The sequence below is a fragment of the Maridesulfovibrio sp. genome (assembly GCF_963666665.1).
Classification (GTDB): domain Bacteria; phylum Desulfobacterota; class Desulfovibrionia; order Desulfovibrionales; family Desulfovibrionaceae; genus Maridesulfovibrio.
Window position 1 is genome coordinate 3,400,243 of sequence record NZ_OY762999.1, and the last position, 25,624, is coordinate 3,425,866.

The window sequence follows — 25,624 nt, forward strand, 5'->3', positions numbered from 1 at the left end:
CACTCTCACTGGCCTTTAGGCGGTTTTTCGGCATCACCGATGGGGAAGACAAAATCATCAAACTTGAATTTATCCTCTTCCTTACGCGGAGGCTGATACTCCTTAATTTCCTTGGAAACAGCCGAGCTACGAGTATCAAGAACAAGATCTACCCTGCGGTTCATCTTGCGCCCTTCAGGAGTTGAGTTGGGATGGCGGGGCCTGAATTTACCGAAAGCCTCCATCTTAATCATCTCCGGATTCATGCCATTGCGGATCAGGTAATTATAAACAGCAAGTGACCTGTTCAACGAAAGCTTCCAAGAAATATCAGGAGTCAGATCCCGGTCTTCCACCCGGTAATCCTCACCCAATTCATCGCGCAGGATAGAAGTATGCCCGGCAACGAGGATAGGATGCTTAACATTTTTCAAAACAGGAAGAACAGTATCGAGGATGCGTGTACCTTCAAGTGAAATATTGGTACTGTCCGGAGTGAAGAGGACATCGGCCCCGATGGAAAGAATATGCACAAACCGATTTGATTCAAAACGCAAATCTTCTTCCGCAAATTCCCAGAGCAAAGGCTTGATAGGCTCAAGGCCCTCCTGCAACTCCATAGGACCGATCTGAACAGTCTTGCGGGACTGAGTGTCGGAAAGAACATCATAACCCTTGGTTCCAAAACCGAAAGTACCGATAATTGAACCAAGAACCACAAGCTTACGGCGTTCATCAACAACTGACATACTCACCAGTAGTACAAAAAAGGTGAGCATCAGGGTCATGAGGTCACTGAAGGTAATCAGCCATAAAGGCTGGCCCTCCGGATCAGGCGGCTTCTTCTTCCTACCCATTTATCCCCCGGTAACCGTATCAGTCCGTTACGCCGGTTAATCCGTAATCTTACGTATTTTTGGAGGCAGGAAGCTATTCAGCTTCTCCTCGATAATTTTGGGGTTTTCACCTTTGGAAATTGAGATAATGCCTTCCATAACCATTTCCCGGAGAAGGATTTCCTCCTTGCTGCGGGTCTTGAGCTTACCCGACATAGGCGTGAAAACAAGGTTGGCCAGAATCGCGCCGTAAAGTGTAGTCAGCAGCGCAACAGCCATTGCAGGACCAATGGTACTTGGGTCACTCATGGTCTGAAGCATCTGTACCAGACCGATAACCGTACCGATCATACCCATGGCCGGAGCAAAGTCAGCGAAAACTTTGAGAATTTCAGCTCCGGTTTCATGCCGGTTCTCAAGGTACTGGATTTCAGTCTCCAGAATTTCCTGAATAACCTGCGGCTCAAGGCCGTCAACTGTAAGCTGCAGCCCTTTGCGCAGAAAATCGTCTTCAATGGATTTCAAGGCAGGTTCAAGGGAAAGGATACCTTCGCGGCGGGCGCGGTTAGCGAAATCCATAAACTTATCGATAATCTCACCCGGGGATTCAAGACTGGAAAAAAAGGTCTTTTTGATTACCCCTACTACTCCAAGCACATGGCCCATGGGATAGTTAACAAGCGAAGCTCCGATGGTCCCGCCGATAACAATCAGCACGGAGGGCACGGAAATAAAAATAGCCAGCGAACTTCCGACCAGAATAGCCGAAAGAACAAGCCCGAAAGAGAGAACTATTCCTATAACTGTACCCAGATCCATTCAGTCCGCCTGTGGGTGTTTTAAAGTTTAGTATCCCGGTCTGGTGCCGAAAATCTTGGTCCCTACCCTGATCATGGTGGAACCTTCCTCAATAGCGACCCGGAAATCCCCGGTCATACCCATGGAAAGTTCCGGCAGCTTGATTCCGAAAAGCTTTTCCATACCTTCGGAAAGCATACGCAGCCTTGCAAAATAAGGCCTTGCCCCTTCCGAATCTCCGAAAAATGGCGGCAGGGCCATAAGTCCGGTCAGCTTAAGGTTTTTATAGCCTTGGATCTCTTCAACCAAAGCAGGGAGTGTCTCTTCAGTCACTCCGCACTTCTGATCCTCACAAGCGGTATTCACCTGAATGAGGATATTCTGAACAACATCCAAATCCTCAGCTTTTTTGTTCAGCAGTCCAGCAAGCTTGGAGCTGTCCACACTGTGTATGGCACTGAACTTCCCGGCTACCTGCTTGGCCTTCTTGGATTGCAGACCGCCAATAAAATGCCAGTCTATATCCAGACCGGACAGCTCTTCCTGCTTGGAAAGGGCTTCCTGCACATAGGATTCCCCGAAACAGCGGTGTCCAGCTTTGTACAAAAACTCAATATCAGAGGCGGCGTGAAGCTTGGAGACCGCCATAACGGTCACATCTTCAGGTTTTCGCCCGGCCCTGAGGCAGGCCTGAGCGACTTCTTCCTTAACCTCTGAAATATTTTCAATAAGTTCTTTTTCCCTGTTACTCATCGTCACACTGCCATTTTATGCAACGGCATACAGTAAAATTCGGTTGATTATATAAATTTCTTTAATAAAAAGAAAACAAAAGGACAAGATTTCACAGAATCGACTACTCACCGAGTCCAAGGGAGCGCAGGAAACCGACGTCTTCAGTCCAGCCTTCACGCACCTTAACCCAGAGTTCAAGCATAACTTTCATCTCAAGCATATCTTCCAGTTCGCGTCTGGCCTGAGTACCGATTTTCTTCAGATTCTGTCCACCCTTACCAATGATCATGCCTTTATGATTCTTTTTGGTGGTGTAGATGATGGCTCCGATATTAACTAGATTACGATCAGGTTCCTCGGTCCAGAATTCAATCTCAACCGCAGTGGAGTAAGGAAGTTCCTGCTGTAGGCTCATGAAAAGCTTTTCACGAACGGTCTCAGCGGCCATGAAACGCATGGGTACAGTGGAAACCTGATCTTCCGGGAACATGGGCGGACCTTCAGGCAGGGTTTCAATGACCTTTTCCAGCAACACATCCGCCCCATCGCCCTTCAAAGCAGAAACAGGAATGAACTCAGCGTCAGGCCAAAGTTCCTGCGCCTTTTCCATTACCGGAAGTAACAGGGCTTTATCCTTGACCTTATCAACCTTGTTAACTGCCACAAACAGCTTTTTGCGAGACTGGTTCACGGGTTTAACAACCGGAGCCAGTTCCTGTTCCATCAGGTGCGGTTTAGCAGCGTAAAGAGCCGCATCGAAAAGAACCACAATGGCATCCGCGTTGCCCAGAGCTTCCCAGGCTGAATCGAGCAGAAAACGGTTCATCTTGCCGCGCATGCGGTGGATGCCGGGGGTGTCCAGAAAGACAACCTGTGAATTTTCATCGCTCAGAATACCGCTGATACGGTTACGTGTGGTCTGGGGTTTAGGTGATACAATTGCCACCTTCTGGCCCAGATAGTGGTTCATAAGAGTGGACTTACCAGCGTTGGGCGGGCCGATCAAAGCAACCCAGCCAAATTTATATTCAGACATTTTCTTTACCTCGTTAAAATGTGCCTTTTAGGCCTCCGGCGGCTTAAACCCTTTTGCAAAAGGGTTTAAGAATCCCAAAACCTTTTAATAAGCTGTCGCTACGGTGTTTGGAGAAACATACAAATAAACGAATCCAAGCAACCGCCGAGAGCAAAATACACGAAAAATGGATACTAAGCCAATTTCAAAAAACAGCGTTCCTGAAACGGGCTGACTAAACGCTAAAAGACCTTTCCAAATTCTATCTGGAAAGGTCTTTGTTGATCTAACACTTAACTAGATTTTTTCTACAAAAATTCTAGTTTCACGTGAAACCAAATACTTATCAAATCTAACCTTCTTCTTCACCCTGAACATAGCCGCAACCTTTTTCGGGGCAGGCGATATGTTCACCCTTCGCACGGGTGGTCTTTTTGACCAGCACAGGATGTCCGCATTTGGGACATGGACCGTCGATGGGCGGATACCAGACCGCATAATCGCAATCAGGATACTGGTCGCAGGAATAAAAAAGTTTTCCGCGACGGGAGCTTTTTTCCACAAGCTCGCCCTTACATCCTTCACGTGGACATTTAACCCCGGTGGAGAAAGGTTTGGCGTGCTTGCAGTCCGGGTAATTGGAGCAGGCAATGAAGCGGCTGCCGGTGCGGGCATGCTTGATTATCAGATCGCCATCATCACAATCAGGACATTTACCGATAATCTGGGCCGTGGGAGTTTCCACAACCTTGACCTTACCCTCATCGTCACGCTCAAAATTCTTGATGTTGCGGCAATCAGGATAACCGGTGCAACCAAGGAATTCACCGCGATTGGAACGCTTGATCGCCATTGCACTGCCGCACTTTTCACAAGTAACACCGGTTTCTTCCGGCGGCTCTTCTTCAAGAACGACGATCTTGCCTTTCTCATCGCGGGTGAAGTTGACGATATTTTTGCATTCCGGATAGTTGGAACAACCGAGGAATTCTCCGGTCCGTCCGAACTTAATAACCATGGGAGAATCGCATTTATCACAGGTAATCCCGGTATCCTCACCACCACGTTTCATTTCCTTGGCGGCGATTTCAAGGGTGGGATAAAACCCGTCCACGAAATCTTTCATAAGAGAGGTCCACTCGATCTTGCCGTCGGCAACATCATCAAGCTGCTTTTCCATAGCAGCAGTGAAACCTACATCCATGAGCTCCTTAAAATGCTCTGAAAGCTGATCACTGACTACGAAACCGAGTTCAGTGGGAACAAATTTCTTTTCCTCCAGATTCACGTAACCGCGATCCTGAATGGTGGAAATAATTGAAGCGTAGGTAGACGGACGACCGATTCCCTTCTCTTCCAGTTCACGCACAAGAGAAGCTTCAGAATAACGGGCCGGAGGCTGGGTGAACTTCTGTTCGCTCTCGATCTTATCGACTTTAAGCACTTCACCTTTTTCAAGCTTGGGCAGCTCAATAAGCTTTTCATCTCCGGTCTTACCGGTAACGCGCATGAAGCCGGGGAAAAGCAGTCTTTCACCTTTGGAACGCCAGATGGTGTTCTTGGCCTCAATAGTAACTACAGTATCCCAGAAACGAGCAGCAGCCATCTGAGAAGCAATGAAACGGCTCCAGATAAGCTTGTAGACCTTAAACTGATCCGCAGGCAGATAAGGTTTTACGTCTTCGGGCAGAATGGTTGCATCAACCGGACGGATTGCTTCGTGAGCATCCTGAGCACCGCCCTTGGATTTGTAGACCCACGGTTTGGCCGGATAGAAATCATCCCCGAACTTTTCTAGAATAACCTTCTTGGCGGTATCACGCGCTTCATCCGCAATACGCACGGAGTCAGTACGCATATAGGTAATCAGTGCGGTGGTTCCCTTTTCGCCGAGCTCGACACCTTCGTAGAGGCGCTGCGCAAGAGTCATGGTCCGCTTTGCGGAATAACCGAGCCTGCGGTTGGCATCCTGCTGCAAAGTAGAGGTGATATAAGGCGGCAACGGGCTGCGCTTACGTTCCTTTTCGGTAAGATCAATAATCTTGAAAGGAGCACCTTTTATGCTGACCTGCAGGGATTCGGCTTCATCAGCAGAACCGATTTCAGCCTTTTTACCGTCCACTTTCCAGAGGTCGGCTATAAAAGGAGGCGGGTTCTTGCCTTCCAAATGAGCCTTGAAGAGCCAATATTCTTCAGGGATGAAAGCACGACGGGCTTTTTCACGCTCCACTACGAGCTTGAGCGCAACAGACTGTACACGCCCTGCGGAAATGCCCCTTTTCACCTTTTTCCAAAGGATGGGAGAAATTTTATAACCCACCAGACGGTCCAGAATACGACGGGCCTGCTGGGAATCAAAAAGCTGTTCATTGAGCGGCTGCGGATGTTCAAGGGCTTCTTTAACTGCCCTTGCAGTAATTTCGTTGAACTGGATACGGCTGACGTTCTCGTTCACTTCCTTGATAATGGCAGCCACGTGCCAGCCGATAGCCTCCCCTTCGCGGTCGGGGTCAGGTGCGAGGAAGACATGATCGGCCTTAGCCGCTGCCTTCTTAAGCTTATTGACCACATCCTCTTTTCCGGGAATGACCTGATACTGGGGGGTGAAATCACCATTTTCTTCGACGCCAAGCTTGTTCTTGGGCAGGTCGCGCACGTGACCAACGGACGCAGCAACCTGATAGTTCTTGCCAAGAAACTTACTGATAGTCTTCACCTTTGCCGGGGACTCAACAACAATCAAATCTTTGCTCATAGTTTGCAGCCTATAACCACCAAGAGAACACTATGCAACCATAAAAAAACACCGAAACAGGGATTTCACCATTCGGAATCCATATGCACAGCAGTTAAATATTATTTTTAAACCCTTAAATAATCAGGAAGAAATGCAATCTTTCAACGCCGATAATTTTTTATGTAAAATTTCTGTATCAACACCATCACGAGCAGCCAATTCAAATTCCTTGGCCTTGACCGTAACTTCCGGCAGTCCGAATGTTCGAGCCGAACCTGCTACAGCATGGGCATTCTTGTACAGCTTTTCCAGATCACTGAAAGAGCCGCTGCTTTCATATCCTTTTAAATAGCCTTCCAGCTCAGCAACCCGTCCACCCAAAGCGGCAGCATACCTCTTATTAAGCTCAGCAATCTTTTCGTCAAGTGTAGCCATATCTATGCCTCCGTTATTTTAAAAACTTACGTCTAATTTCAAATTTTATTCAAGTCTTTATTTGAAAGAGCGAAGCTTATTAAAATATTACCCTCCACAGCCGTCGGAGACATCAATAAAAAAGCCCGCGTAGTGCGGGCTTTTGTCATTATTTTTTGGAGCTGTTCATTAACATGGCCCCTGCTGCCTGTATAAGCAGGAAAAGGATCAGGAAGTGAATGAACATATCCTTCTGGATGGCGCCCCAGATGATGTAGACTGAACCGCATCCTGCCAGCAGCGGGCAGAGGTAACGGCTTATCGGATCGAGATCGGTAAAGGTCTTCATCACCCAGATGTAGATGGAGATGTAGATCACGTACAGGAACGCGATGGGAAGTTCGGAAACATCCATGAACTGGCCCCACCAGCCGTGGAAGTTACCGTACCATACAACCAGCCAGAAGCAGGACAGGAAATAACCAATGATTGCAGACCAGCTGGTGCTGTTGGTCACGGGGTTAACCTGCTTGAAAAGAGATGCCTTGGGACCGAGGTCGCGGGAGGCAATGGAGAACATGCCGCGTGCGGAACCCATAATCAGTCCGTTGAGGGTACCGAGGCAGGAAATGATAACAAACACGGTCAGCAGGGTACCGCCAACGTTGCCGAAGATCATTTCAATAACGCGTACAGGTGCGGCGTCGCCTTCAGCAAGAACCTGATCGTTGGTCAGTACGCCGGAAATACCCAGATAATAGAGCATATAGATAGTCATAACCGCGATGGTACCGACTACCAGTGCACGGGGCAGGGTAGTTTTGGCGTCTTTAAGCTCAGCATTAATTACGGTGGCGATGATCCAGCCCTCATAAGCAAAGGCAGTGGAAAGGGTAGCCACGGCAAGTCCGCCGCCGCTTCCGGAAATTTCACTGGCAGTCTGCATGAAGTTCTGCATGGTCTGTCCGCTGGAAAGACCGGCAAAACCGCCGACAACAGCAACAAGGCCAAGCGGAATGAGCTTGATTACAGTAGAGGAAACCTGCCACTTACCAGCCAGAACCGGAGAATAGTAGTTGAGCAGGAAAAATCCGGTCAGATAGACAAAAGAAAGAGGCCAGAGCATATCTTTCATGCCCATAAGGCCCACGCTGTAGTTAGCGGAAACCCAAGCAAGAACCGCAACCAGAGTCGGGTAATAAATAAAGGTCATGAACCAGCCGACCATATACCCGGCCTTTTCGCCGTATGCTTCTTCAAAATAGTCAACCAGACCGTTGACCTTCTCAATGCGGGTCGCAATCTTTGAAAATACATATGCGGTAACAACCATGATGGAGCCACCGATCAGCCATGCAATGAGTGCAGTAGGCAGGTCACCGCCCGCAGCCTTGAGTACATCATCGGCCTTAAAGAAAACCCCTGAGCCGATTACAATGCCCACAACCATAGCGGTTGCAGTCCAGAAACCGTATTTCTTCTGTAAATTATCCATATTAAACAATCACCCCTTTATACTTCTTCCAAACGCCCTTCCCATGATCCAAAATGCAGCTTACAATCTGGAAAAACATACTTCAGGAAGGCAACCTTCCGCACAATAAAACGCCGATAAGTAACAGCTGCACACAATCCCTGCTGGAGATACATATAAAAACAGCAAACTATTACTGATCACAAGACACAAACAGATTTACTTGCGCGGATAATGTGGTTCTGTCCAGAATTTTTTTTGTGGTTTTTAGCAAAAAAATTAATTTTTATGCTTCAAATATCAAAATTACACTATTTAATCCGCTACGATGTGGGTAATTCATAATAACACTTCAACTTTGCATTCAAGGCAGTTCCGAGCAACTTTTAAAAATTATCATTAAACAGAAAAAGCCCCGAACTGAGTTCAGTCCGGGGCAGATTAATCAATCTTACTTTGCACGCTGCATTTTCCGCTTCTCGCGCCATTCCATAAATCCCATCAGCAAATCCCATTCAATGGGAATGATGAATAAGGTCAGGAAGGTTGCAGTACAAAGGCCGGTAACAAACGTTGAAGCCATGGCCCCCCAGACAAGGGAGTAGGATGGAAATCCAACCGCCATGGGCAGCAGGCCCAGAGTGGTAGTCAGCGTTGTTAAGAGGATAGGCCGCAAACGGATGCGTACACCCTCGCGCATGGCAACCTTACGGTCCATGCCCGATTTATAGAGCTTGTTCATAAAATCCAGCAAAACCAGCGAGTCGTTGACCACAACCCCGGTTACCCCCACAGTGGCGATAAAACTGTTCACCGTAAAAATGGTCTGGGAAAAAAAAGTTCCCAAAATTACACCAGTGAGTGAAAAGACCACAGCTGACAGGATAATCACAGGTTGAGCGTAAGACTGAAACTGAGTAGCCAGAATCAGGTAAATGATCAGGATGGCGGTCAGGAAGGCGTAAACCAGCGAAGTGTAAGACTTGCGTGTGGACTCATATTCGCCTGAGAAGTTCACTGTAGCTCCGGGATACTCGGTACGCACAGAGTCATAGAACTTGCTGACCATATTAACTGCCGCAGGGGATGAAAGCCGTGATCCCGACTTGATATTGGCGGTGATGGTCACAGCGCGCTGGCTCATGAAACGGTTGAACTGCCCCGGTTCCATATAAATGGACACATCACAGATATCACCGATGCGCACCGGACTTTCATTATGCTCCAGCACCGGCACGGAAAGGGCATCTTCAGGAGTCGTCAGGTATCGAGGGTCAATCTTCAAACGCAGGTCAACATCCTCATCTGAAAGCCTGAATTCACCTACAAAACGCCCATCAAGCACTGAACCGGAAAGGCTGGCAACCTGTTTCGGGGTCAGTCCATATTCAGCCACCCGTTCATTTATGGGTTTAAAGCGGAAAATACGGTTGGGCGTTCCATCATCAGTTCCGAGGTTGACCAGATGCGGACCAAGCTTATCGTTATCCTTGATAAATTTCATGATCACCGCAGTCAGTCCCTTCACTGATGCATGGTCAGCTCCTAGAATCCTGATATTGATATCCTTGCCTGCGGGCGGCCCGTCTTTTTCAGGACGGATCCGGAATGTCCACCCCGCTTCGGCGTACTTTTCAAGCTCCTTACGCATAAATTCCAAATGCGCACCGGGGTCATTTTCCGGAGCATCAACAAATGCCTGCTTATCCTTGGCCGGAAGCTCCACCACAATATTACCTAAGTTGGATCCGTGGACCATTTCATAGTCCTCATTCAGATAAAACCCGGCAAAGGCAGTTGCCGACTTGGCCATACCCGGACCCATCTTTTGCACAAATACCGAAATACGTTTCAGCTTGTCGGAAGTGACCTCAATGGGCGTAGCCACCGGACCTTCCAACTCAATATAGTAAAGCGAGTAATCATCCGGAAAAAATTTAATTTTAATCAGCGGAAGTTTCCCTGACACAGAAACGCCAAGAATGAACAAAGCCGAGACAAAAGCCCCGAAAACAACAGCCAAGGAAATAAACCTGAACCGGGCCACAACCGAAAGAAGTTTATCAGTCCATCTGCGTAAAGGACGCATAAAAGCCGGTTCACGGGTATGTTTTTCCCGGTTCTTTATCAGCCCCTTGGCACCGGGCCAATCAAGGAAGTGCGGGGGCAGGATCAACAGACACTCAAGCAAGGAAGCGACAAGCGCAAAAGTTACCGCCTTTGGTACCTGCGCAAAAAATTCACCGGTAGATCCGCTCATGATCAACATGGGCAGAAAAGCGGCTACCGTGGTGGCTGTGGCTGAAATAACAGGCAGGAAAACCTCGGAAGTACCGTCTACTACCGCATCTTTAAGAGATTTACCCTCCTGCACATGCCGGAAGATATTCTCCACCACTACAATTGCATCATCAACGATGATTCCGCTGACAAGAACAAAGGAAAAAAGCGTAATCTGGTTCAGTGAGTTTCCGGTCAGTTTCATTATGATCATGGTCACCAGAAAGGCGAAAGGAACGCCGACAGTTGTCAACATGGCATTCCTGAAACCCATGACCAGATAGATAACCACAAAGACAAGTACAATCCCCACCAACAGGTTCATGCCCAGAGTATTGATGGCATCCTCAATGTGCAGCCGCTGGTCACTGGTCAGGACAAGCTCCACTCCTTCATTTTCCAGAGAACCCTTGAATGAATCAGCGATTTTCTCAACTTCCTCAGCAATAGTCACAGCATTACCATCCAAGGATTTCACCACCTTGAGCGTAACTGCGCTACGGCCGTTAATCGAAGTGATCACCTGCGGATCACGGTAGGAAACCCGTGCATCACTAAGCACATCCCCCACTGTAACGAACGATCCGTCACCGTCCATACGCACGATGGTGTCAGCAATTTCCTCGCGGGTACGGAAACGCTCATCCACAACGATTACATACTCACCACCGGCAGCGGAAAAATCCCCGGCAGGAATGGAAATATTGGCATCGGCCAAAGACCGGGCAACATCATCAAAGGTAAGCTTAAAACGAACCAGTTTATGAGGATCAAGATTTACATGAAATTCGCGGGTATATTCCCCTTCAACCTCTACTTCATTCACGCCCGGAATCTTGCGCAGCTTAACTTTCATTTCGTCAGCCATCATGGACAAGGCTCGGTTGGAGCGATCCCCAACAAGACAGACCCTGATTACCGGAAGCCATTCACTGACATTTATTTCCGTAAACGTGGGCGGGTCCATTTCACGCGGCAGGTCGTTCTGGATGGAAAGTACCCGGAAGCGCAGTTCATCGTATCCTCTGGCGTAGTCAGTATCATCATGAAATTTGACCATTATGCTGGAACGTTCCCGAAATGAACGGGAGCGGATATATTCCACGTTCTCAAGGTCATCCAGCGCATCCTCAATCTTCTTGGTCACTAGTGCTTCCACATCAGACGGAGAGGCACCGGGCAGAAAACCGGAGATGACGACCTTGCCCATATGAACGTTTGGATAACGCTCAACAGGCAGGTCTGCCATGCTAAAGACTCCAACAATCATCAACAGGATGAAAATAATATTGATGAAAACAGTCTGCTTAAGAGTAAAACGCATTAAATTTTTCATAATATGTAATGCCTCCGGCGGCTGGGGAAGGGGTTAAGGCCCCCGGCAGGGTCCCCGAAGGGATATTTTATGGTTTAGTTAAAAACTCTTCGCCTGCTTTTACTGCCCTTGAAGATACGCGAGCTTTTCCGTCTTCAGTATCGCCGAGCACGAGCACTTTTACCCTCACGCCATCAGGACGAACGATGAAAGTATCATCATACGCTTTGAGCAGTGCGGACTTGGGAACTACTACCGCACCACCGGGATCAGGCATTTTAATGTCCAGCTCGGTCCTTAAACCGCCACGGAATTCAAAGCTGCCCTTGCTGATCTCAAAATCGACTTCAACCTTACGGGTTTCAGGATCAAAATCGGGTGAAATGCGTTCAAGTTTGGCAGGAACTTCAATATTGAGGTCGGACAATTTGAGGGTGATATTATCTGATTTACGGATTTTTTTGAGTTCGGGGATGGTTAAGGCATATGGAACAAGCAAAGTTTTAAAATTACCGAGTTCGGCGACTTTCTCACCTTTGTTGACCCATTCTCCAGGCTCGATGTAACGCTTGATAACCCGCCACCCTGCAGGTCCACGCAGGGTGTAACGGCGCAGGTGCTCGCGATTCACATTCAGCTTAAGCTGGGTAGAGCGCAACAAGGCTTCCGCTGATTCGAAATTGCGGATATGCAGATCCAGTTCAGACTGGGCGGCGGTATTTTTCTTAACCAGCTTTATGTAGCGTTTGGCTTCTTTGTCATAGTAGGTCAGATCAGAATTCAAACGATTAAGATCAGCCTGCAACTGGGCAATCTCCAGCTTAATGAAAGTGGGGTCCAGTTCTGCAAAACGCCCGCTCTCACCGATGGTGTCTCCTACATCAGAGTAAACCTTGATGCATACAGCTGACTCTTCGCTGACCAGCGTCATTGCCACTCTCGGTCTGGTAAAGCCGATCAAGGTGACTATTCTTGAAGCCTGTCCTGCTTTAAAAGTTTCGGCACTTGAAGCATATGCGTCCGGTAACATATGACTTATCAAAGCAATCTGCATGAACAGCAGATAAACAGCTGCCTTACCAATCAACTTTGTTTTAATTCTCATTTTTCAACCCCTGTCTGGCCCGCTCTTTTTGCGGAATAGTAATAAAATCGAGGACCTGATCGAAAACAGTGCCCATATCAATTTCGGGCATGCTATTCTGCAGCCTTCCGGTTGAAACAAGACAGGCCAGACCATGGACAGATGCCCATAATGAAGCCACAGCTATATCAACCGAGACATCCCCAAGAACACCGGTTTCAATGCATTGGCGGACTGTTTCCTTGAAATTCATAAAATTACGGTGCGGTTTTCCAATCCATTTTTCATGATCAGCAAAAGAAGGCGCTCTTCTATTGAAAAGCAACTCATAATATTCCGGTTCAGCACAGGCAAAATCAAGGTAGATTCTCCCACCCTCCCGCAACCGCTGAAAAGGATCTTCGATTTCCGGCAAATGAATTTGCATCCGCCCGAACTTCTCCATCCCTTCCTGTTTGAGGGATAAAAGAAGTTCTTCCTTGTTCTTGAAATATCGATAAAGAGCAGCCGGACTGTAATCAATTTTAGCCGCAATCTTGCGCATGGAAACATTATCAAAACCATCCTTAACGAACAGTTCCCTTGCTGCATCAAGGATTTTCTGTTTCATCCTTTTGTGCTCTTCTTCTCTTCTACTTATTTTCGACATAAACTGCGTCTAGCAAACAGCGTTAACTTTGTAAACACTGTTCACAAAATATTACATAAAAAATCTGACATCTTCGCTATACACAAAATAAAAAGCCGGCCATGCATTTTTTAGCAAATGCAAATGACCGGCATGTGAAATTGTCCTTACTAATTTAACTTTTAAAAACTAATCAGCACAACTTTCCTTAATATTGAGTATCTCATCAATATTTTCAAAAAATAAATCAATCAGCTCAGGATCAAAATGAGTACCACGTCCCTCTTTCATAATTTCAAGCGACTTCTCAAGTGAAAAAGGCTCCTTATATGGACGTTTACTGGTCAAAGCATCAAAGACGTCCGCAATAGCGCAAATTCTCCCCGGCAGAGGAATCTCTTCCCCTGAGAATCCTGAAGGGTAACCGGAACCATCCCATTTTTCATGGTGGCTCAGGGCAATAACCGCCCCCATGCTGATATAATCTGAACTACCCATAGAAAGGATATTACCGCCGATAACAGCATGACTCTTCATCACTTCCCATTCTTCAGCAGTTAACTTCCCGGCCTTAAGCAGGATATTGTCAGGTATACCAATCTTGCCGATATCATGCATGGGGCTACTGGTATGAATCAATTGCACAGTTTCCTTATCCAGCCCTTTTTGCTCGGCAAGAATCCGGCTGTATTCGGCCATCCTCACCAAATGATTAGCAGTTTCCTCATCCTTGTACTCAGCTGCAGCACAAAGATGGTGAATGGTCTCAACATGTGCTTTATCAAGCTTGGACAAAGCTTCCCGCAATTCAAGAGTACGGCTTTCCACCAATTCATTCAGATCTGACTCGAAAGACTTGATTTCATCCTGCTGGGCTTTCTGTCGCAACATGGACTCGGTACGGACCCTAAGCTCAACAATATCAATAGGCTTGGTTATAAAATCGTTGGCACCTACCTCAACAGCCTTAAGACGGTCACCTTTCTGCGAGAGAGTTGTGACCATAATTACCGGTATATTCTGAGTTTCAGTATTATCCCTGATCTTTTCAACAAATTCAAAGCCGTTCATAACCGGCATCATTACGTCACTGAGCACAAGATCATAGGTGCGGTCCAATTTTTCAAGAGCAACCACAGCATTCTCAGCTCCCACAACATCATGTCCCAGCTTGGTCAATATACCTTCCAGCAACATAATATTATGAGGCTCGTCATCAACTACCAATATTTTTCTTCTGCACTCCATGAAAACCATCCCGATTATTCAGGTCTTTCTTGTGGGATATCGAAACTTATCACTGTTTCGTTTCGCTCATCATTGGTTTGCATTTTAATATCATAATGCATGGCATCAGCCATAAGTTTTGCCGAATATGTCCCAAGCCCGGTTCCGTTAGCTTTGCCTTGGGTCACATATTTATGGAAAAATCTATCCCTGATCTGCTCGGGAACAACTCCGGTATTCTTAATGGAAATAAGGGTATTCCCGTGCTGATTAAATTCAATAACTATTTTTTCTCCGGAAGGCGAGGCCTCAATAGCGTTAGTTAACAAACCGGAAAGTAATGAATAAATAAGTCTCTCTTCACCCCAGACAAAAACAGCTTCATCAAGATCAGCTTTTCCGGAAGCAACTAATTCAACTTCAACTTTTTGCGCTGAAATATTCGAGCGGCAATTATCAACAACCTGCCTTGCTACACTGATGATATCAATCTTCAAGGGATAATATTCATACTTTCCGGTTTCCATTTTAAACATGTCCAACGACATATCAATCATATGGAGCATCTTCTTACCGGAATTCTCAATAGTCTTCAGCAATTCATGCTGTTGCTCAGTCAGGTTATCATCCATTCGCAACAATCCGGGTAGACCGATGATACCGTTCAGCGGTGTTTTCAAATCATGACGCATGATCAAATCAACATCGGCCTTGAGACGCTCAAAATCCTTCTGATCATTAATATTATCTTTTACCGCAACGTAACTTACAACTTCACCTTTTTCATTATAGACAGGTGAAATGGAAGCCAGTTCCCAGTACAATGAGCCATCTTTCTTTTTGTTAACAATCTCTCCACGCCATGTCCGGCCAAGGACTAGAGTTTCCCACATCTCCCGATAAAATGACTCATCATGCTCGCCGGATCTTAAAATATTCGGATTTCCACCTATAACTTCTTTCTTTGAATATCCCGTCTGCTTGCAAAAATATGGATTAACATAAGTAATCAACCCTCTGATATCGGTGATAACTACTGAAACAGGAGCATTTTCAATCGCCCGGGTCAGAATTTTCAACCTTTCTTCCCAAGCCTTCCTGTCGGTAATATCAAGAACAACTCCTTCGACAACATTCGTTTCAAGCTTAAAATCATAAGCAAGATAAGAGTAGACGGAAACACACTTATACTGTCCATCAGGAGTAGTGAATTCAACTTCATATTCAGTTGATTCAACCTCACCGGAAATTACCCGAGCGTTCTTTTCTTCTGCTATTACAATAGACTCCGGCGTAAAATCAAAAAGTTCTGCCCAACTTCGCCCAAGCCCGACTTCAGGAGAACCATACCCAAGATGGATAAATCCCTCACTCAAACGAATAAATTCACCATTAATGGTATGTGAAAAGAAAACAAATTTACTACTTAATTTGTCAGTAACATGGTCAAAACGGTTTTTACTCTCTCTAAGTTCACCTTCAATTAATTTACGATCAGTAATGTCGTGAACTGTTCCATATACACGCACTGGGTTACCATTATCATCATAACTAAACCTGACCCGCGATGAAACATGCCTAACTTCTCCGTCAGGTCGCACTATTCTATGATCCAAAGAATATGGTTCACCGCTACTCATGGATTCAGCATATATATCACTGACTTTCTTCCTATCTTTTTCATGAACCAATCCGTTGAAGAATCCACTTTTTGACGGAACATACTCCCCCTTAACCAAACCGAAAATCCGGTATGTCTCATTTGACCACCATATTTTTCCAGTCAATAAATCCGCAGACCAGTTACCAAGATGAGCAATAGACTGAGCTTCACTGAGATTTGTTTTTACCCTTTCAACCTCAGCGTTTTTGGTAATAATCTTGTAGATGGTAAAACAAACACTGAAGGCAAGCAGAAATAAAATTGCATGCAGGATAATTGAACCAGGAGGTATTACGCCCCACCCTTTATCTGGTACTGCAGCAATCATCCATGAACCAGATGAAAGGATAACCTGCATGGTAACAGGGTTGTTATCCGGATCGAACAATTTTGGATCGCCGTAAATAACATCACCGTCCACACCATCAGCATTAACACTGCGAATAGCTAAAGAAAGATTCGGGATATCTGATATTCCGGCATTAGCTAAAAGCTCATCAAAATCTATAACAGCTGAAACAATTCCCCAGAAATACTCATTGGAACGGACAAATACTGGAGCACGCCCTATCAACCCTCGCCCACCCTGAACCAAATCCAACGGGCCGACGACTACCATTTTACCTGTATCGTGAACCTCTTTAACCTTATCCCACTGCTCCGGTACAAACCTGTAATCCAAACCAAGCACGGCTTCATTACCATCAAGCGGATAAACATACTCAACAATATAATCTGGAGCTACGCCGATATTCTTGATCAAACTTGATCGGAAAAAAATACCCTGACAATAACTCTCCAGTTCACTTGTGCGAAATTCAGGATGGTAAGAAACATAATCGGCCAACCCCTGAACCAATAAAAGATTGCTGTTTAACTCCTTTTCAAGCTGAGCACGTACCGCAGCGGTCTGATGGTAGACAGACAATGTCTGGTCATTCCTGTACCGCTGATAAAGCTGGTAATGAATAAACATATCCAGTGCCAGAAATAAGCCGAGTACCACCGCTACATACTTAAAAAAAACAATCTTTGTTTCACGCATAAGTAAAAACAATCAGCCTATTTTTTACAACCAAGAATAACGGGACAATTTCTCAAGACAATATATCCCAGAGTCCCGGCAACCACCGATGCCGCAAGAATACTGAACTTGGCATCAACAATATACGGTGACGAAGCATCCCAAGCAAGAGTGGTAATAAAAATGGACATGGTAAAACCTATCCCTGCAAGCAACGACGCTCCGACAAAATGTCCGGGAACAAGAGTCTTCGGCATTTCGGCAATCCCGCTCTTAACAGCTATCCAACTGGCAAAGCATATTCCTATGACCTTACCTACAATCAAGCCGAAGAATATACCGAAGCTTACCGGGTGAAAGACATCAAGACCGCCTCCTTCACCGGTTAATTTAATGCCTGCATTGGCAAGGGCAAAGATCGGCATAATACCGAAAGCGACCCAATAGTGAAGGTTATGTTCAATCCTCTTGAGCGGAGGGCTGGCCATAAGTACATCCCTGTTCATATCTCCAAGAGCGGAAAGCATCTGCTTGTTGGAAAGGGTTACTTTATTTTTGTCACCCCCAATTTCATATTCCATAAGGTGGTTGCGCATGGACACCAGAAAATCTGTGCAGCAAATCCTTGTAGAAGCAGGAATAGTCATAGCAGCCAAAACTCCGGCCACAGTTGCATGTACTCCGCTTTTGAGAAAAGCCAGCCACATGAGGCAGCCGAAGAACAGATAAGGAAGAGGATGACGCACTCCTATACGGTTCAGCACAATCATACACATGAAAAAAAGCATACCAAGACCGATAATCCAAAGTGATATGCCCGAAGAATAAAAAATTGCGATTACAAGTATTGCGCCGATATCATCGACAATAGCTACTGCGGTAAGGAAGACCTTAAGGCTCAACGGAACACGGTCCCCTAACATGGAAAGAACACCCAAGGAAAAGGCGATATCCGTAGCCATGGGAATTCCCCAGCCATCCGCAGAAGGAGTTCCCATATTGAAAAATGCATACACCAGTGCAGGAACAATCATCCCGCCAACAGCTGCAAAGATAGGTAATGAAGCCTGCCTGAAGGAATTGAGTTCACCTACCAGAATTTCGCGTTTGATCTCAAGGCCTACCAGAAAAAAGAACACAGCCATCAAGCCGTCATTGATCCAGAGGATAGCCGGCTTGGATAGAACAAACTTTCCAGCCCCTACAGTAAGAGGCATATTTTTGAATGCTTCATACAAATGCCCCCAAGGAGAGTTCGCCCAGATCAAAGCAACAATTGTTGCCATAATCAGAACCAATCCTCCAGAGGATTCAATCTTTACGAACTCATAAAAAGGCTGAAGCATTTTATCAATTCTTGCCTCACTATCTCTGCTCACAACTTGTGCTTTGCTCATGAGAACTCCCTGTATATTATTCAGACAAGCATCGTTAATAAAACCAGCAATACCATAACAAGAATGTATGAGTATGGAAATTACTTAAAAGAAGATTATAAATGGAAAAAGCGGGCTTCAGTTACACTGAAACCCGCTTTAAATTATATCATCAGAAGTTTTACTGATTTGAATGGGCTTCCCTGATTCTGGCAGCAATATATTCCTTCGGCTCAGCATCATCTGCATCAAAGCAATGACCATCCTGTCCAAGAAGTCCACCCGGGACAAAATCACCAAGTTCATCGGGATCATTGATACAATCACCGAAAAAACAAACGGAAAGCCAGCGGTTTGCGGGATCATCATCAATAACATCCACCATTGCGAAAAGAGGCCATTTATCCTGACATTTCTTTACTCCGCGCATGGAATAGGTAACTCCGGGACGGGCATGAAATTCAATCTCAGTGTTATCGAGAGATTCCAGAATCTGCTTGAATTCAACAAAAACATCTTTCACACCGGCAGGATCTTCGGTCCATTCAGAAATAAATTTTTCCAGTTCCATTTTGCAAAACTCCTAGGTTGAATATTATCAATCCCCGCAAAGGGTGAAACGAAAATATCCTGAAAATTGTAATAATTTTGAATCAAGACATCATTTCGTCACTTTTTTGCGATATTCATACTCCTAGGAATAAATATGGGCAATGATCAATTGACATCGCTCTTCAATTCAATGTAAGTGAACTGTATTCTCAAGGTAATCATAAATTTTTTGGATACAGTTTAATGAAATCAGCACAGGATATATTTACAGAATATCTGACCCGTCAGAGACTTAAAATGACCCCCCAGCGCAGGACAATTCTGCAAGTGTTCCTTGCTGAGGAAGGTCATATATCTTCAGAAGAACTGTACAACCTTGTCCGTACAGAAGACTCCTCAATCGGACAGGCCACTGTTTACCGTACCCTTAAACTGCTTGCTGATTCCGGCATTGCCAAATCCGTCGATTTCAACGATGGAGTGATCCGCTATGAGCATAAATACGGTCATGAGCATCATGACCATCTTGTGTGCGAACGTTGCGGTAAGACAATCGAAGCAGTGGATAACGAAATCGAACATCTACAGGAAGAACTCGCCAGAAAATATGGCTTTGAACTTACCCATCATGAGATGTATCTTTTCGGCGTCTGCAAGGAGTGCCAGGGAAAAAGCGAGAAATAACGCAAATATTTCCTTACACACACTTAAAAGCGCCGCCTGATCTCAGACGGCGCTTTTTTTTGCTCACAGGGAAAATTTAATAAAAGGCAATAGGCGGGATTAATATCCCTTTTCATCTAATTACATGAGGCTGCAAGGCCCCGCTAAACAGAGGATTTTATGATCAAGCCCGACTTTGAAAAAATGAACGGTCTGGTGCCGGCCATCGCACAGGATGCTGAAACAGGCGAAGTCCTGATGATGGCTTACATGAATGAAGAAGCATGGAATAAGACGCTTGAAACAGGTGATGCCCATTACTGGAGCAGAAGCCGTAACACCCTCTGGCATAAAGGCGGAACATCCGGTCATGTGCAAAAAATCAAATCCATCAAGATTGATTGTGATGAGGACACACTCATTTTGCTCGTTGATCAGATCGGCGGCGCAGCCTGTCATAAAGGATACAGAAGCTGTTTTTATCGTGAACTTAAGGATGGCGAAGTAATAGAATGTTCGCCCATGGTTTTTGACCCCAAGGAGGTATACAAATAATGTCCAATCAACTTAAAATCGGACTGCCCAAAGGTTCCCTGCAGGATTCAACAATCAAACTCTTTGCCAAGTCCGGCTGGAAAATAAACCTGCACCACAGAAACTATTTCCCTGACGTAAACGATGAAGAGCTGAATATATCCATGTGCCGTGTGCAGGAAATTTCCCGTTACATTGAAGATGGAATTCTGGATTGCGGACTTGCCGGAAGGGACTGGGTTCTTGAAAACAAATCCGACGTTCTTGAAATTTCAAGCCTCGTTTATTCAAAAGTAAGCAACCGCCCTGCCCGTTGGATTCTGGCTGTAGCCGGAGACTCCCCTTACAAAACCCCCGAAGATCTTGCCGGTAAAAAAATTGCCACCGAACTTCTCGGAGCCACCAAGGAATATTTTGAATCCAAAAACATCGATGTAGATGTTTTCTACTCCTGGGGTGCCACTGAAGCAAAAGTTGTTGAAGGTCTCTGCGACGCCATTGTGGAAGTTACTGAAACAGGCACTACCATCAAGGCTCACGGACTGCGTGTAATTGACGAAGTCATGTCCACCAACACAGTCTTTATCGTCAACAAAGACGCATGGAATGATCCCTGGAAACGCAAGAAGATCGAAAACATCAACCTGCTGCTCCAGGGCGCGCTGCGGGCTGAAAAAATGGTCGGCCTGAAAATGAACATGCCAAAGGCTTCACTTGAGCAAGCCATGAAGGTCATGCCGAGCCTTAACTCCCCTACTGTATCCGACCTTTCAGATCCCGATTGGGTATCAGTTGAAATCATGGTCGAAGAAGTTGTTGTTCGCGAACTCATCCCCGAACTCATCGATATGGGTGCGGAAGGTATCATCGAGTACCCGCTGAATAAAGTTATTTAATGCAAAGTCAGGGTGGTGGAAAATTACACCACCCTGACTTTGCATTTTTCAGAAAGACGATTTAAATAGTCTTCTCATGTTCAAACTTCTTATCTTCATAGCAATCCTGATCCTGATCTTCGGGTACCGCAAAAAGCAAAAAGTCAAAGGCGGCATCAATATCAATACCATTCTCATGGCCGCACTGGTGGTACTTTTCATCATTTCTTTGCTTACAAGGTTTCAAAACTGACAATCTTCATAAAAACCTATCGATAACTTAAAACAATAAATATTACTCATAAATAAGAAGTAAAAAGTTATCTAGAAAACATCGTACATATGATTTAAATAATAATATTGTCATTAAATTGCAAGGATGCCTATCCTGAGACCTGTCAGGAATAAACACTCCACCTACGATTCCTGAATCAGGTTATCTCATGACCTTTGTTGCTTAGAACGGCTGCTTTTACCATGACTGCAGCCGTTCTATTTTTTTACCTTGTTGACCTCACCGACGATTAAAGTTATCGATAACTAAATCTGGTTATTATCAACCAGATATATTGAAATTATTTTCTGACGATTCAGCAAATAAACTTTGATCTGAGAACTTGCAGATCAGTAAAAATTATACAGGACAACTTAAAATGACTGCCGAGACATTCACCCACCGGGAACTTTCCTCCATAACCGGAGTTTCAGTCACCACTATCAAAAGTTATCGTAAAAAATTTCCTGAATTCTTTTTCATTGTCGGGCACGGCAAGCCGCTACGCTTCAGAAAAGGAGCAGACAAACTCAGTCTGCGTATCCGTGACCTCTTTAATAAAAATCTATCGGTAAAGCAGATTAGAGATAAACTTTTAACAGAATTTGAGTCTGTTAAAGAAAATCAACAGTTATCGGAAACAAAAGAAGAATCACAAATCAACAGCGCTGAATTTGAAAAGCTGGCAAAAACAACCGCTCAGATGATGAACGGACTTGCTGCACTTGTTACTGCACAGGCCAAGGCTGAGCAGCGTCTTGCCCGCATGGAAAAATTATTGAAAGAACTTGTGCAGACCCAGTCGGAGTCTCCGGCAGGAACAAATGAACTGCTGCAGGAAATTAAGGATATTCTGGCCAGTTCCGGAGGGCTGCAACAGCCGGAAAGAATCACAGCGAAAAAAGTTGTGACCATCAAAAAAGATAACGGTCAGGATGAATCTTATTCATTTGATACTGACACCTCAGTAATTGAACCGGATGTTGAATTTCTTGGCCTCCCGGTGGTCATCCACTCCGACAGCGGTGAATTCCTCGGCCTCCCCGGCAAACCGGGTCATCCTTTCACTTTGCAGGAACTGGTTTATCTGGTCAGTAGCCGTAAAGTCGAAGGAGCTTCCAAAGTCTGGCATAAAGAAGGCAGGGATTGGGTACTGGCGGTTAAATCACCTGAAGGGCCTCTCTACGAGCTCCATTTCAGTATGACCAAAACCCCCAAGGGAAACATTGTATCTTTCTTCAACAGGCTGGATATTAATTCTGAATCCCGCAACCATGCTGACATACTTGCTTTCTTCAAGGAAGTGCGGGACTTGATTGATTCAATCTGATTTCTGGAAAATTGTGCGGATACCGTTTGCAAAAAGAAACCATAATCAGCTATTATCAGCTTGATATCAAATAATTCTGCGCAATTATACTTAACAATATCAACAAACTACCCTTAAATATCAGTGTAAATTACATACACGGCTTATCGGGGTGTTTCTAAAACTTCTTTTTCAAGGAGGAAACTACTATGGCTGCGCCAATCTTTAATTGTAAAAACGCCGACGACGTTCTGAAGGCTGTACGTGACTACAATATCAGCTTCGTACAGTTCTGGTTTGTAGACATTCTCGGAACGCTCAAAAGTTTTCAGATAACTCCGAAGGAACTTGAAGCTTCCTTTGAGGAAGGTATGGGCTTTGACGGATCTTCAATTCTCGGTTTTACCCGTATTGAAGAATCAGACATGATCGCTATCCCAGATCCCACCACCTTTCAGCTTTGCTCATGGCGTCCAACTGAACGCCCCGTTGCCCGCATGTTCTGCGACATTCAGAATCCTGACGGCACCCCTTACGAGGGTGACAGCCGCTGGGTACTTAAAAGGACCCTCGATAAGGCAGCAGAACGCGGATACACATACTACGTAGGTCCCGAACTAGAATTTTTCCTCTTTCAGGACGAAAAAGGAACCAAAATCATCGACCGTGGCGGCTACTTTGACGCTCCGCCGCTTGATCTCGGCAACGATGTACGCCGCGACATTATCTTCTCCCTTGAGCAGATGGGTTATGATGTAGAATACAGCCACCACGAGGTTGCTCCAAGCCAGCACGAAATCGACCTGCGCTATGCAGAAGGCATGCGTATGGCTGATACTGCCATGACTTACCGGGTTATCGTCAAAGAAGTGGCCCGTAAACATGGTATTTACGCCACTTTCATGCCCAAACCAATCTTCGGTGAGAACGGTTCCGGCATGCACGTGCACCAGTCCCTTTTTAAAAACGGCCGCAACGTCTTTTTCGACGCCAACGATGAGTATCATCTTAGCCCGGAAGGCAAGAGCTACATTGCCGGTATCCTCAAGCATGCACCGGAAATGACCTGCGTTACCAACCAGTGGGTAAACTCTTATAAACGTCTGGTTCCCGGTTATGAGGCTCCTGTTTACGTTTCATGGGCCCGTAAGAACCGCTCTACTCTGGTCAGGGTCCCCATGTATAAACCGGGCAAGGAAAACGCAACAAGAATGGAATTGCGCTGTCCTGACCCGGCTGCCAACCCCTACCTCTGCTTTGCAGTAATGCTGCAGGCCGGACTTAAGGGAATTGACGAGGCCTACGAATTACCGGCACCTATCGAAGAAAACGTCTTCGCCATGGATGCTCCGACTCTGGCTGAGCACGGTATCACCGCCCTTCCCGGTAACCTCTATGAAGCAGCTGTAGCCATGAAGAACAGTGAAGTTATCAAGGAATGCCTTGGTGAGCATATCCACAGCAACCTCTACATGAACAAGATTAAGGAATGGGATCACTACCGCACTCAGGTGACTGAGTATGAACTCTCAACCTATTTACCTGTACTTTAAATATTAAAAGTAAGCCCGGTTCAAGTATGAACCGGGCTTACTTATTTAGTGCTTCCAGCGACACTTCAAAAATTTTCAATACGCTTCGCGTCTTCATCAGGGCAAATACATCATGGCTGAAATTTCATCACTTAATGAACAGTACAAATTAGATTCTCTCGGTCTGCTTCCTAATTTCTGTTTGCAGGAAATTTTCAACCGCGAAATCAACAACGCCACTGCGGCCAAAATTATAATCCTCCTTTCGGAAGATACTCGTCGAAAGGTATTGGAAAACTTTAATATGGTCCGATCTGCAAGGATCAATAAGATAATTAATAATTTTGAAAACGGAGAACTGGATATCCCCTTCTCTCGTTTTGAAAAAACTTGCGAAGATCTCATGGACCGAGTTCAGGAACTCAAGGAAGACGGCAAAATTCAAGTCCCCACAATAAGTCTTGATGAATCCATATTTGACACTTCCGGAGAATTAGCCACCTTCTCGGATAATCTTCCGCGATTTAATTTTTATCATAATGATATTCATGACTTAATTTCATGGTGGAATCTAGCTGCCAAAAATATCAAGTATCTTTTCGGCCAAAAAGCAGAAGCTGAAAATATCGTAATGAATAGACTGGAAGATAATTTCAGCGCCAAAATTTTTGCCTATGCCATCGATGATCTTCGTAAAAATGAATTCACAGAAAAGGCCAATAAGCTGCGCAAATCAACTTTTCGTGAATACGAATTGCTCCTTAACCTGATTGAAGAATTCCTGCTGGAACTGCTGGATAAAAAGAATGACCGTGATTTCGCTGCAAGACTGGCTGATAATTTTCCTGAAGATAATTCAATGCAGGATAAACTACTTAAGAACGGTCCTCTTCTGCTCATCCCTGCAATCAAAGATGAGCTCCCGGCTGAAGATATCGCAATGAGTCTTTTTAAGCTCAAGCTGATTCATGATGAGTTTGGTATACATGGGATCGAAAAACTCATACGCACATCAAACATATACTATTTCACAAAAGGATTATCGATAAGTTCAGCAAAAATGGATCCTGAATACGCTAATAAAATTATTAAGGAACGTAAAAAATCAATACTTAATGAATTTGGAATCAAGCTGAAAATGATCATTGATGCTGCCACCTGCATCAGGGAAAATACAAGTACCTACATCATGCTGGAATTGATGAGCAGTTACACTGTTTATGACTTTGAAGAGTAGTAAAAGATTGATTAGGTTTCGGCTGGTTTATTGCTAAGGGATTATAATTTAAACGATTAGACA

General features: G+C 45.3%; 21 protein-coding genes. 7 read left to right on the forward strand and 14 right to left on the reverse strand.

All coding sequences use genetic code 11. From position 1 onward, the window contains the following. Window positions 1-5: 5 nt before the first annotated feature. The 14 genes from ACKU40_RS15680 to ACKU40_RS15745 all read right to left on the reverse strand — a co-directional run bounded on the left by ACKU40_RS15680 (window position 6) and on the right by ACKU40_RS15745 (window position 19,156). On the reverse strand, window positions 6-836 hold the full coding sequence (locus tag ACKU40_RS15680; protein WP_320173727.1) for a flagellar motor protein MotB: 831 nt from the start codon (window positions 834-836) through the stop codon (window positions 6-8). A gap of 36 nt (window positions 837-872) precedes the next feature. After that, window positions 873-1,634 carry a motility protein A gene (locus ACKU40_RS15685; protein ID WP_015853672.1) on the reverse strand — a complete coding sequence of 254 codons (762 nt, stop codon included), beginning with the start codon at window positions 1,632-1,634 and terminating at the stop codon, window positions 873-875. A 27-nt stretch (window positions 1,635-1,661) separates the two neighbouring features. After that, window positions 1,662-2,366, reverse strand: a complete 705-nt coding sequence (locus ACKU40_RS15690; RefSeq protein WP_320173728.1) for a YggS family pyridoxal phosphate-dependent enzyme — start codon at window positions 2,364-2,366, stop codon at window positions 1,662-1,664. A gap of 103 nt (window positions 2,367-2,469) precedes the next feature. Beyond that, on the reverse strand, window positions 2,470-3,384 hold the full coding sequence (gene era, locus ACKU40_RS15695; protein WP_320173729.1) for a GTPase Era: 915 nt from the start codon (window positions 3,382-3,384) through the stop codon (window positions 2,470-2,472). Window positions 3,385-3,715: 331 nt separating this feature from the next. Then, entirely contained in the window at window positions 3,716-6,118 is a 2,403-nt protein-coding gene (gene topA, locus ACKU40_RS15700) for a type I DNA topoisomerase (protein WP_320173730.1), read from the reverse strand. 123 nt (window positions 6,119-6,241) lie between these two features. After that, window positions 6,242-6,535 (reverse strand): Hpt domain-containing protein, encoded by a 294-nt coding sequence (locus ACKU40_RS15705; RefSeq protein ID WP_320173731.1) that lies wholly within the window; start codon window positions 6,533-6,535, stop codon window positions 6,242-6,244. Between the two features lie 148 nt (window positions 6,536-6,683). Next, the gene (locus tag ACKU40_RS15710) at window positions 6,684-8,009 is read right to left on the reverse strand and encodes an amino acid permease (RefSeq protein WP_320173732.1); all 1,326 of its coding nucleotides are present in this window, start codon (window positions 8,007-8,009) and stop codon (window positions 6,684-6,686) included. 430 nt (window positions 8,010-8,439) lie between these two features. Beyond that, window positions 8,440-11,604, reverse strand: coding sequence for an efflux RND transporter permease subunit (locus ACKU40_RS15715; RefSeq protein ID WP_320173733.1), 3,165 nt, complete (start codon window positions 11,602-11,604; stop codon window positions 8,440-8,442). A gap of 67 nt (window positions 11,605-11,671) precedes the next feature. Then, the gene (locus ACKU40_RS15720; RefSeq protein ID WP_320173734.1) at window positions 11,672-12,688 is read right to left on the reverse strand and encodes an efflux RND transporter periplasmic adaptor subunit; all 1,017 of its coding nucleotides are present in this window, start codon (window positions 12,686-12,688) and stop codon (window positions 11,672-11,674) included. Next, window positions 12,678-13,277, reverse strand: a complete 600-nt coding sequence (locus tag ACKU40_RS15725; RefSeq protein WP_320173735.1) for a TetR/AcrR family transcriptional regulator — start codon at window positions 13,275-13,277, stop codon at window positions 12,678-12,680. Before ACKU40_RS15725 ends, ACKU40_RS15720 begins: the two co-directional genes overlap by 11 nt. 207 nt (window positions 13,278-13,484) lie before the next feature. Continuing rightward, window positions 13,485-14,543: an HD domain-containing phosphohydrolase gene (locus ACKU40_RS15730; protein WP_320173736.1), complete on the reverse strand. Its 1,059-nt coding sequence runs from the start codon at window positions 14,541-14,543 to the stop codon at window positions 13,485-13,487. A 14-nt stretch (window positions 14,544-14,557) separates the two neighbouring features. After that, window positions 14,558-17,230: a PAS domain S-box protein gene (locus ACKU40_RS15735; protein ID WP_320173737.1), complete on the reverse strand. Its 2,673-nt coding sequence runs from the start codon at window positions 17,228-17,230 to the stop codon at window positions 14,558-14,560. Between the two features lie 17 nt (window positions 17,231-17,247). Further along, on the reverse strand, window positions 17,248-18,606 hold the full coding sequence (gene nhaA / locus ACKU40_RS15740; RefSeq protein ID WP_320173738.1) for a Na+/H+ antiporter NhaA: 1,359 nt from the start codon (window positions 18,604-18,606) through the stop codon (window positions 17,248-17,250). A gap of 160 nt (window positions 18,607-18,766) precedes the next feature. Next, window positions 18,767-19,156 carry a hypothetical protein gene (locus ACKU40_RS15745; RefSeq protein WP_320173739.1) on the reverse strand — a complete coding sequence of 130 codons (390 nt, stop codon included), beginning with the start codon at window positions 19,154-19,156 and terminating at the stop codon, window positions 18,767-18,769. Between the two features lie 224 nt (window positions 19,157-19,380). Here ACKU40_RS15745 and ACKU40_RS15750 point away from each other — a divergent pair, with 224 nt between their 5' ends. From ACKU40_RS15750 to ACKU40_RS15780, 7 genes are all read left to right on the forward strand, one after another. Then, window positions 19,381-19,821, forward strand: coding sequence for a Fur family transcriptional regulator (locus tag ACKU40_RS15750; protein WP_320173740.1), 441 nt, complete (start codon window positions 19,381-19,383; stop codon window positions 19,819-19,821). Between the two features lie 159 nt (window positions 19,822-19,980). Further along, the gene (hisI, locus tag ACKU40_RS15755; RefSeq protein WP_320173741.1) at window positions 19,981-20,355 is read left to right on the forward strand and encodes a phosphoribosyl-AMP cyclohydrolase; all 375 of its coding nucleotides are present in this window, start codon (window positions 19,981-19,983) and stop codon (window positions 20,353-20,355) included. Beyond that, window positions 20,355-21,230: an ATP phosphoribosyltransferase gene (gene hisG, locus ACKU40_RS15760; protein WP_320173742.1), complete on the forward strand. Its 876-nt coding sequence runs from the start codon at window positions 20,355-20,357 to the stop codon at window positions 21,228-21,230. Before hisI ends, hisG begins: the two co-directional genes overlap by 1 nt. Before the next feature lie 76 nt (window positions 21,231-21,306). Beyond that, the gene (locus ACKU40_RS15765; protein ID WP_320173743.1) at window positions 21,307-21,462 is read left to right on the forward strand and encodes a hypothetical protein; all 156 of its coding nucleotides are present in this window, start codon (window positions 21,307-21,309) and stop codon (window positions 21,460-21,462) included. 400 nt (window positions 21,463-21,862) lie between these two features. After that, complete coding sequence (locus ACKU40_RS15770) at window positions 21,863-22,813, forward strand: hypothetical protein (RefSeq protein WP_320173744.1); 951 nt, start codon at window positions 21,863-21,865, stop codon at window positions 22,811-22,813. Between the two features lie 188 nt (window positions 22,814-23,001). Further along, window positions 23,002-24,345 carry a glutamine synthetase family protein gene (locus ACKU40_RS15775; protein WP_320173745.1) on the forward strand — a complete coding sequence of 448 codons (1,344 nt, stop codon included), beginning with the start codon at window positions 23,002-23,004 and terminating at the stop codon, window positions 24,343-24,345. Between the two features lie 112 nt (window positions 24,346-24,457). Further along, on the forward strand, window positions 24,458-25,561 hold the full coding sequence (locus ACKU40_RS15780; protein ID WP_320173746.1) for a hypothetical protein: 1,104 nt from the start codon (window positions 24,458-24,460) through the stop codon (window positions 25,559-25,561). Window positions 25,562-25,624 lie beyond the last annotated feature (63 nt).

What these genes read in the sequence shown, in the direction of transcription:
- ACKU40_RS15735 (WP_320173737.1), bottom strand. Translation starts at nt 17,230, where the DNA reads ATGCGTGAAACAAAGATTGTTTTTTTTAAGTATGTAGCGGTGGTACTC.
- era (WP_320173729.1), bottom strand. Translation starts at nt 3,384, where the DNA reads ATGTCTGAATATAAATTTGGCTGGGTTGCTTTGATCGGCCCGCCCAAC.
- hisI (WP_320173741.1), top strand. Translation starts at nt 19,981, where the DNA reads ATGATCAAGCCCGACTTTGAAAAAATGAACGGTCTGGTGCCGGCCATC.
- topA (WP_320173730.1), bottom strand. Translation starts at nt 6,118, where the DNA reads ATGAGCAAAGATTTGATTGTTGTTGAGTCCCCGGCAAAGGTGAAGACT.
- ACKU40_RS15765 (WP_320173743.1), top strand. Translation starts at nt 21,307, where the DNA reads ATGTTCAAACTTCTTATCTTCATAGCAATCCTGATCCTGATCTTCGGG.
- ACKU40_RS15720 (WP_320173734.1), bottom strand. Translation starts at nt 12,688, where the DNA reads ATGAGAATTAAAACAAAGTTGATTGGTAAGGCAGCTGTTTATCTGCTG.
- ACKU40_RS15745 (WP_320173739.1), bottom strand. Translation starts at nt 19,156, where the DNA reads ATGGAACTGGAAAAATTTATTTCTGAATGGACCGAAGATCCTGCCGGT.
- nhaA (WP_320173738.1), bottom strand. Translation starts at nt 18,606, where the DNA reads ATGAGCAAAGCACAAGTTGTGAGCAGAGATAGTGAGGCAAGAATTGAT.
- ACKU40_RS15685 (WP_015853672.1), bottom strand. Translation starts at nt 1,634, where the DNA reads ATGGATCTGGGTACAGTTATAGGAATAGTTCTCTCTTTCGGGCTTGTT.
- ACKU40_RS15730 (WP_320173736.1), bottom strand. Translation starts at nt 14,543, where the DNA reads ATGGAGTGCAGAAGAAAAATATTGGTAGTTGATGACGAGCCTCATAAT.
- ACKU40_RS15710 (WP_320173732.1), bottom strand. Translation starts at nt 8,009, where the DNA reads ATGGATAATTTACAGAAGAAATACGGTTTCTGGACTGCAACCGCTATG.
- hisG (WP_320173742.1), top strand. Translation starts at nt 20,355, where the DNA reads ATGTCCAATCAACTTAAAATCGGACTGCCCAAAGGTTCCCTGCAGGAT.
- ACKU40_RS15725 (WP_320173735.1), bottom strand. Translation starts at nt 13,277, where the DNA reads ATGAAACAGAAAATCCTTGATGCAGCAAGGGAACTGTTCGTTAAGGAT.
- ACKU40_RS15680 (WP_320173727.1), bottom strand. Translation starts at nt 836, where the DNA reads ATGGGTAGGAAGAAGAAGCCGCCTGATCCGGAGGGCCAGCCTTTATGG.
- ACKU40_RS15780 (WP_320173746.1), top strand. Translation starts at nt 24,458, where the DNA reads ATGGCTGAAATTTCATCACTTAATGAACAGTACAAATTAGATTCTCTC.
- ACKU40_RS15705 (WP_320173731.1), bottom strand. Translation starts at nt 6,535, where the DNA reads ATGGCTACACTTGACGAAAAGATTGCTGAGCTTAATAAGAGGTATGCT.
- ACKU40_RS15750 (WP_320173740.1), top strand. Translation starts at nt 19,381, where the DNA reads ATGAAATCAGCACAGGATATATTTACAGAATATCTGACCCGTCAGAGA.
- ACKU40_RS15770 (WP_320173744.1), top strand. Translation starts at nt 21,863, where the DNA reads ATGACTGCCGAGACATTCACCCACCGGGAACTTTCCTCCATAACCGGA.
- ACKU40_RS15715 (WP_320173733.1), bottom strand. Translation starts at nt 11,604, where the DNA reads ATGAAAAATTTAATGCGTTTTACTCTTAAGCAGACTGTTTTCATCAAT.
- ACKU40_RS15775 (WP_320173745.1), top strand. Translation starts at nt 23,002, where the DNA reads ATGGCTGCGCCAATCTTTAATTGTAAAAACGCCGACGACGTTCTGAAG.
- ACKU40_RS15690 (WP_320173728.1), bottom strand. Translation starts at nt 2,366, where the DNA reads ATGAGTAACAGGGAAAAAGAACTTATTGAAAATATTTCAGAGGTTAAG.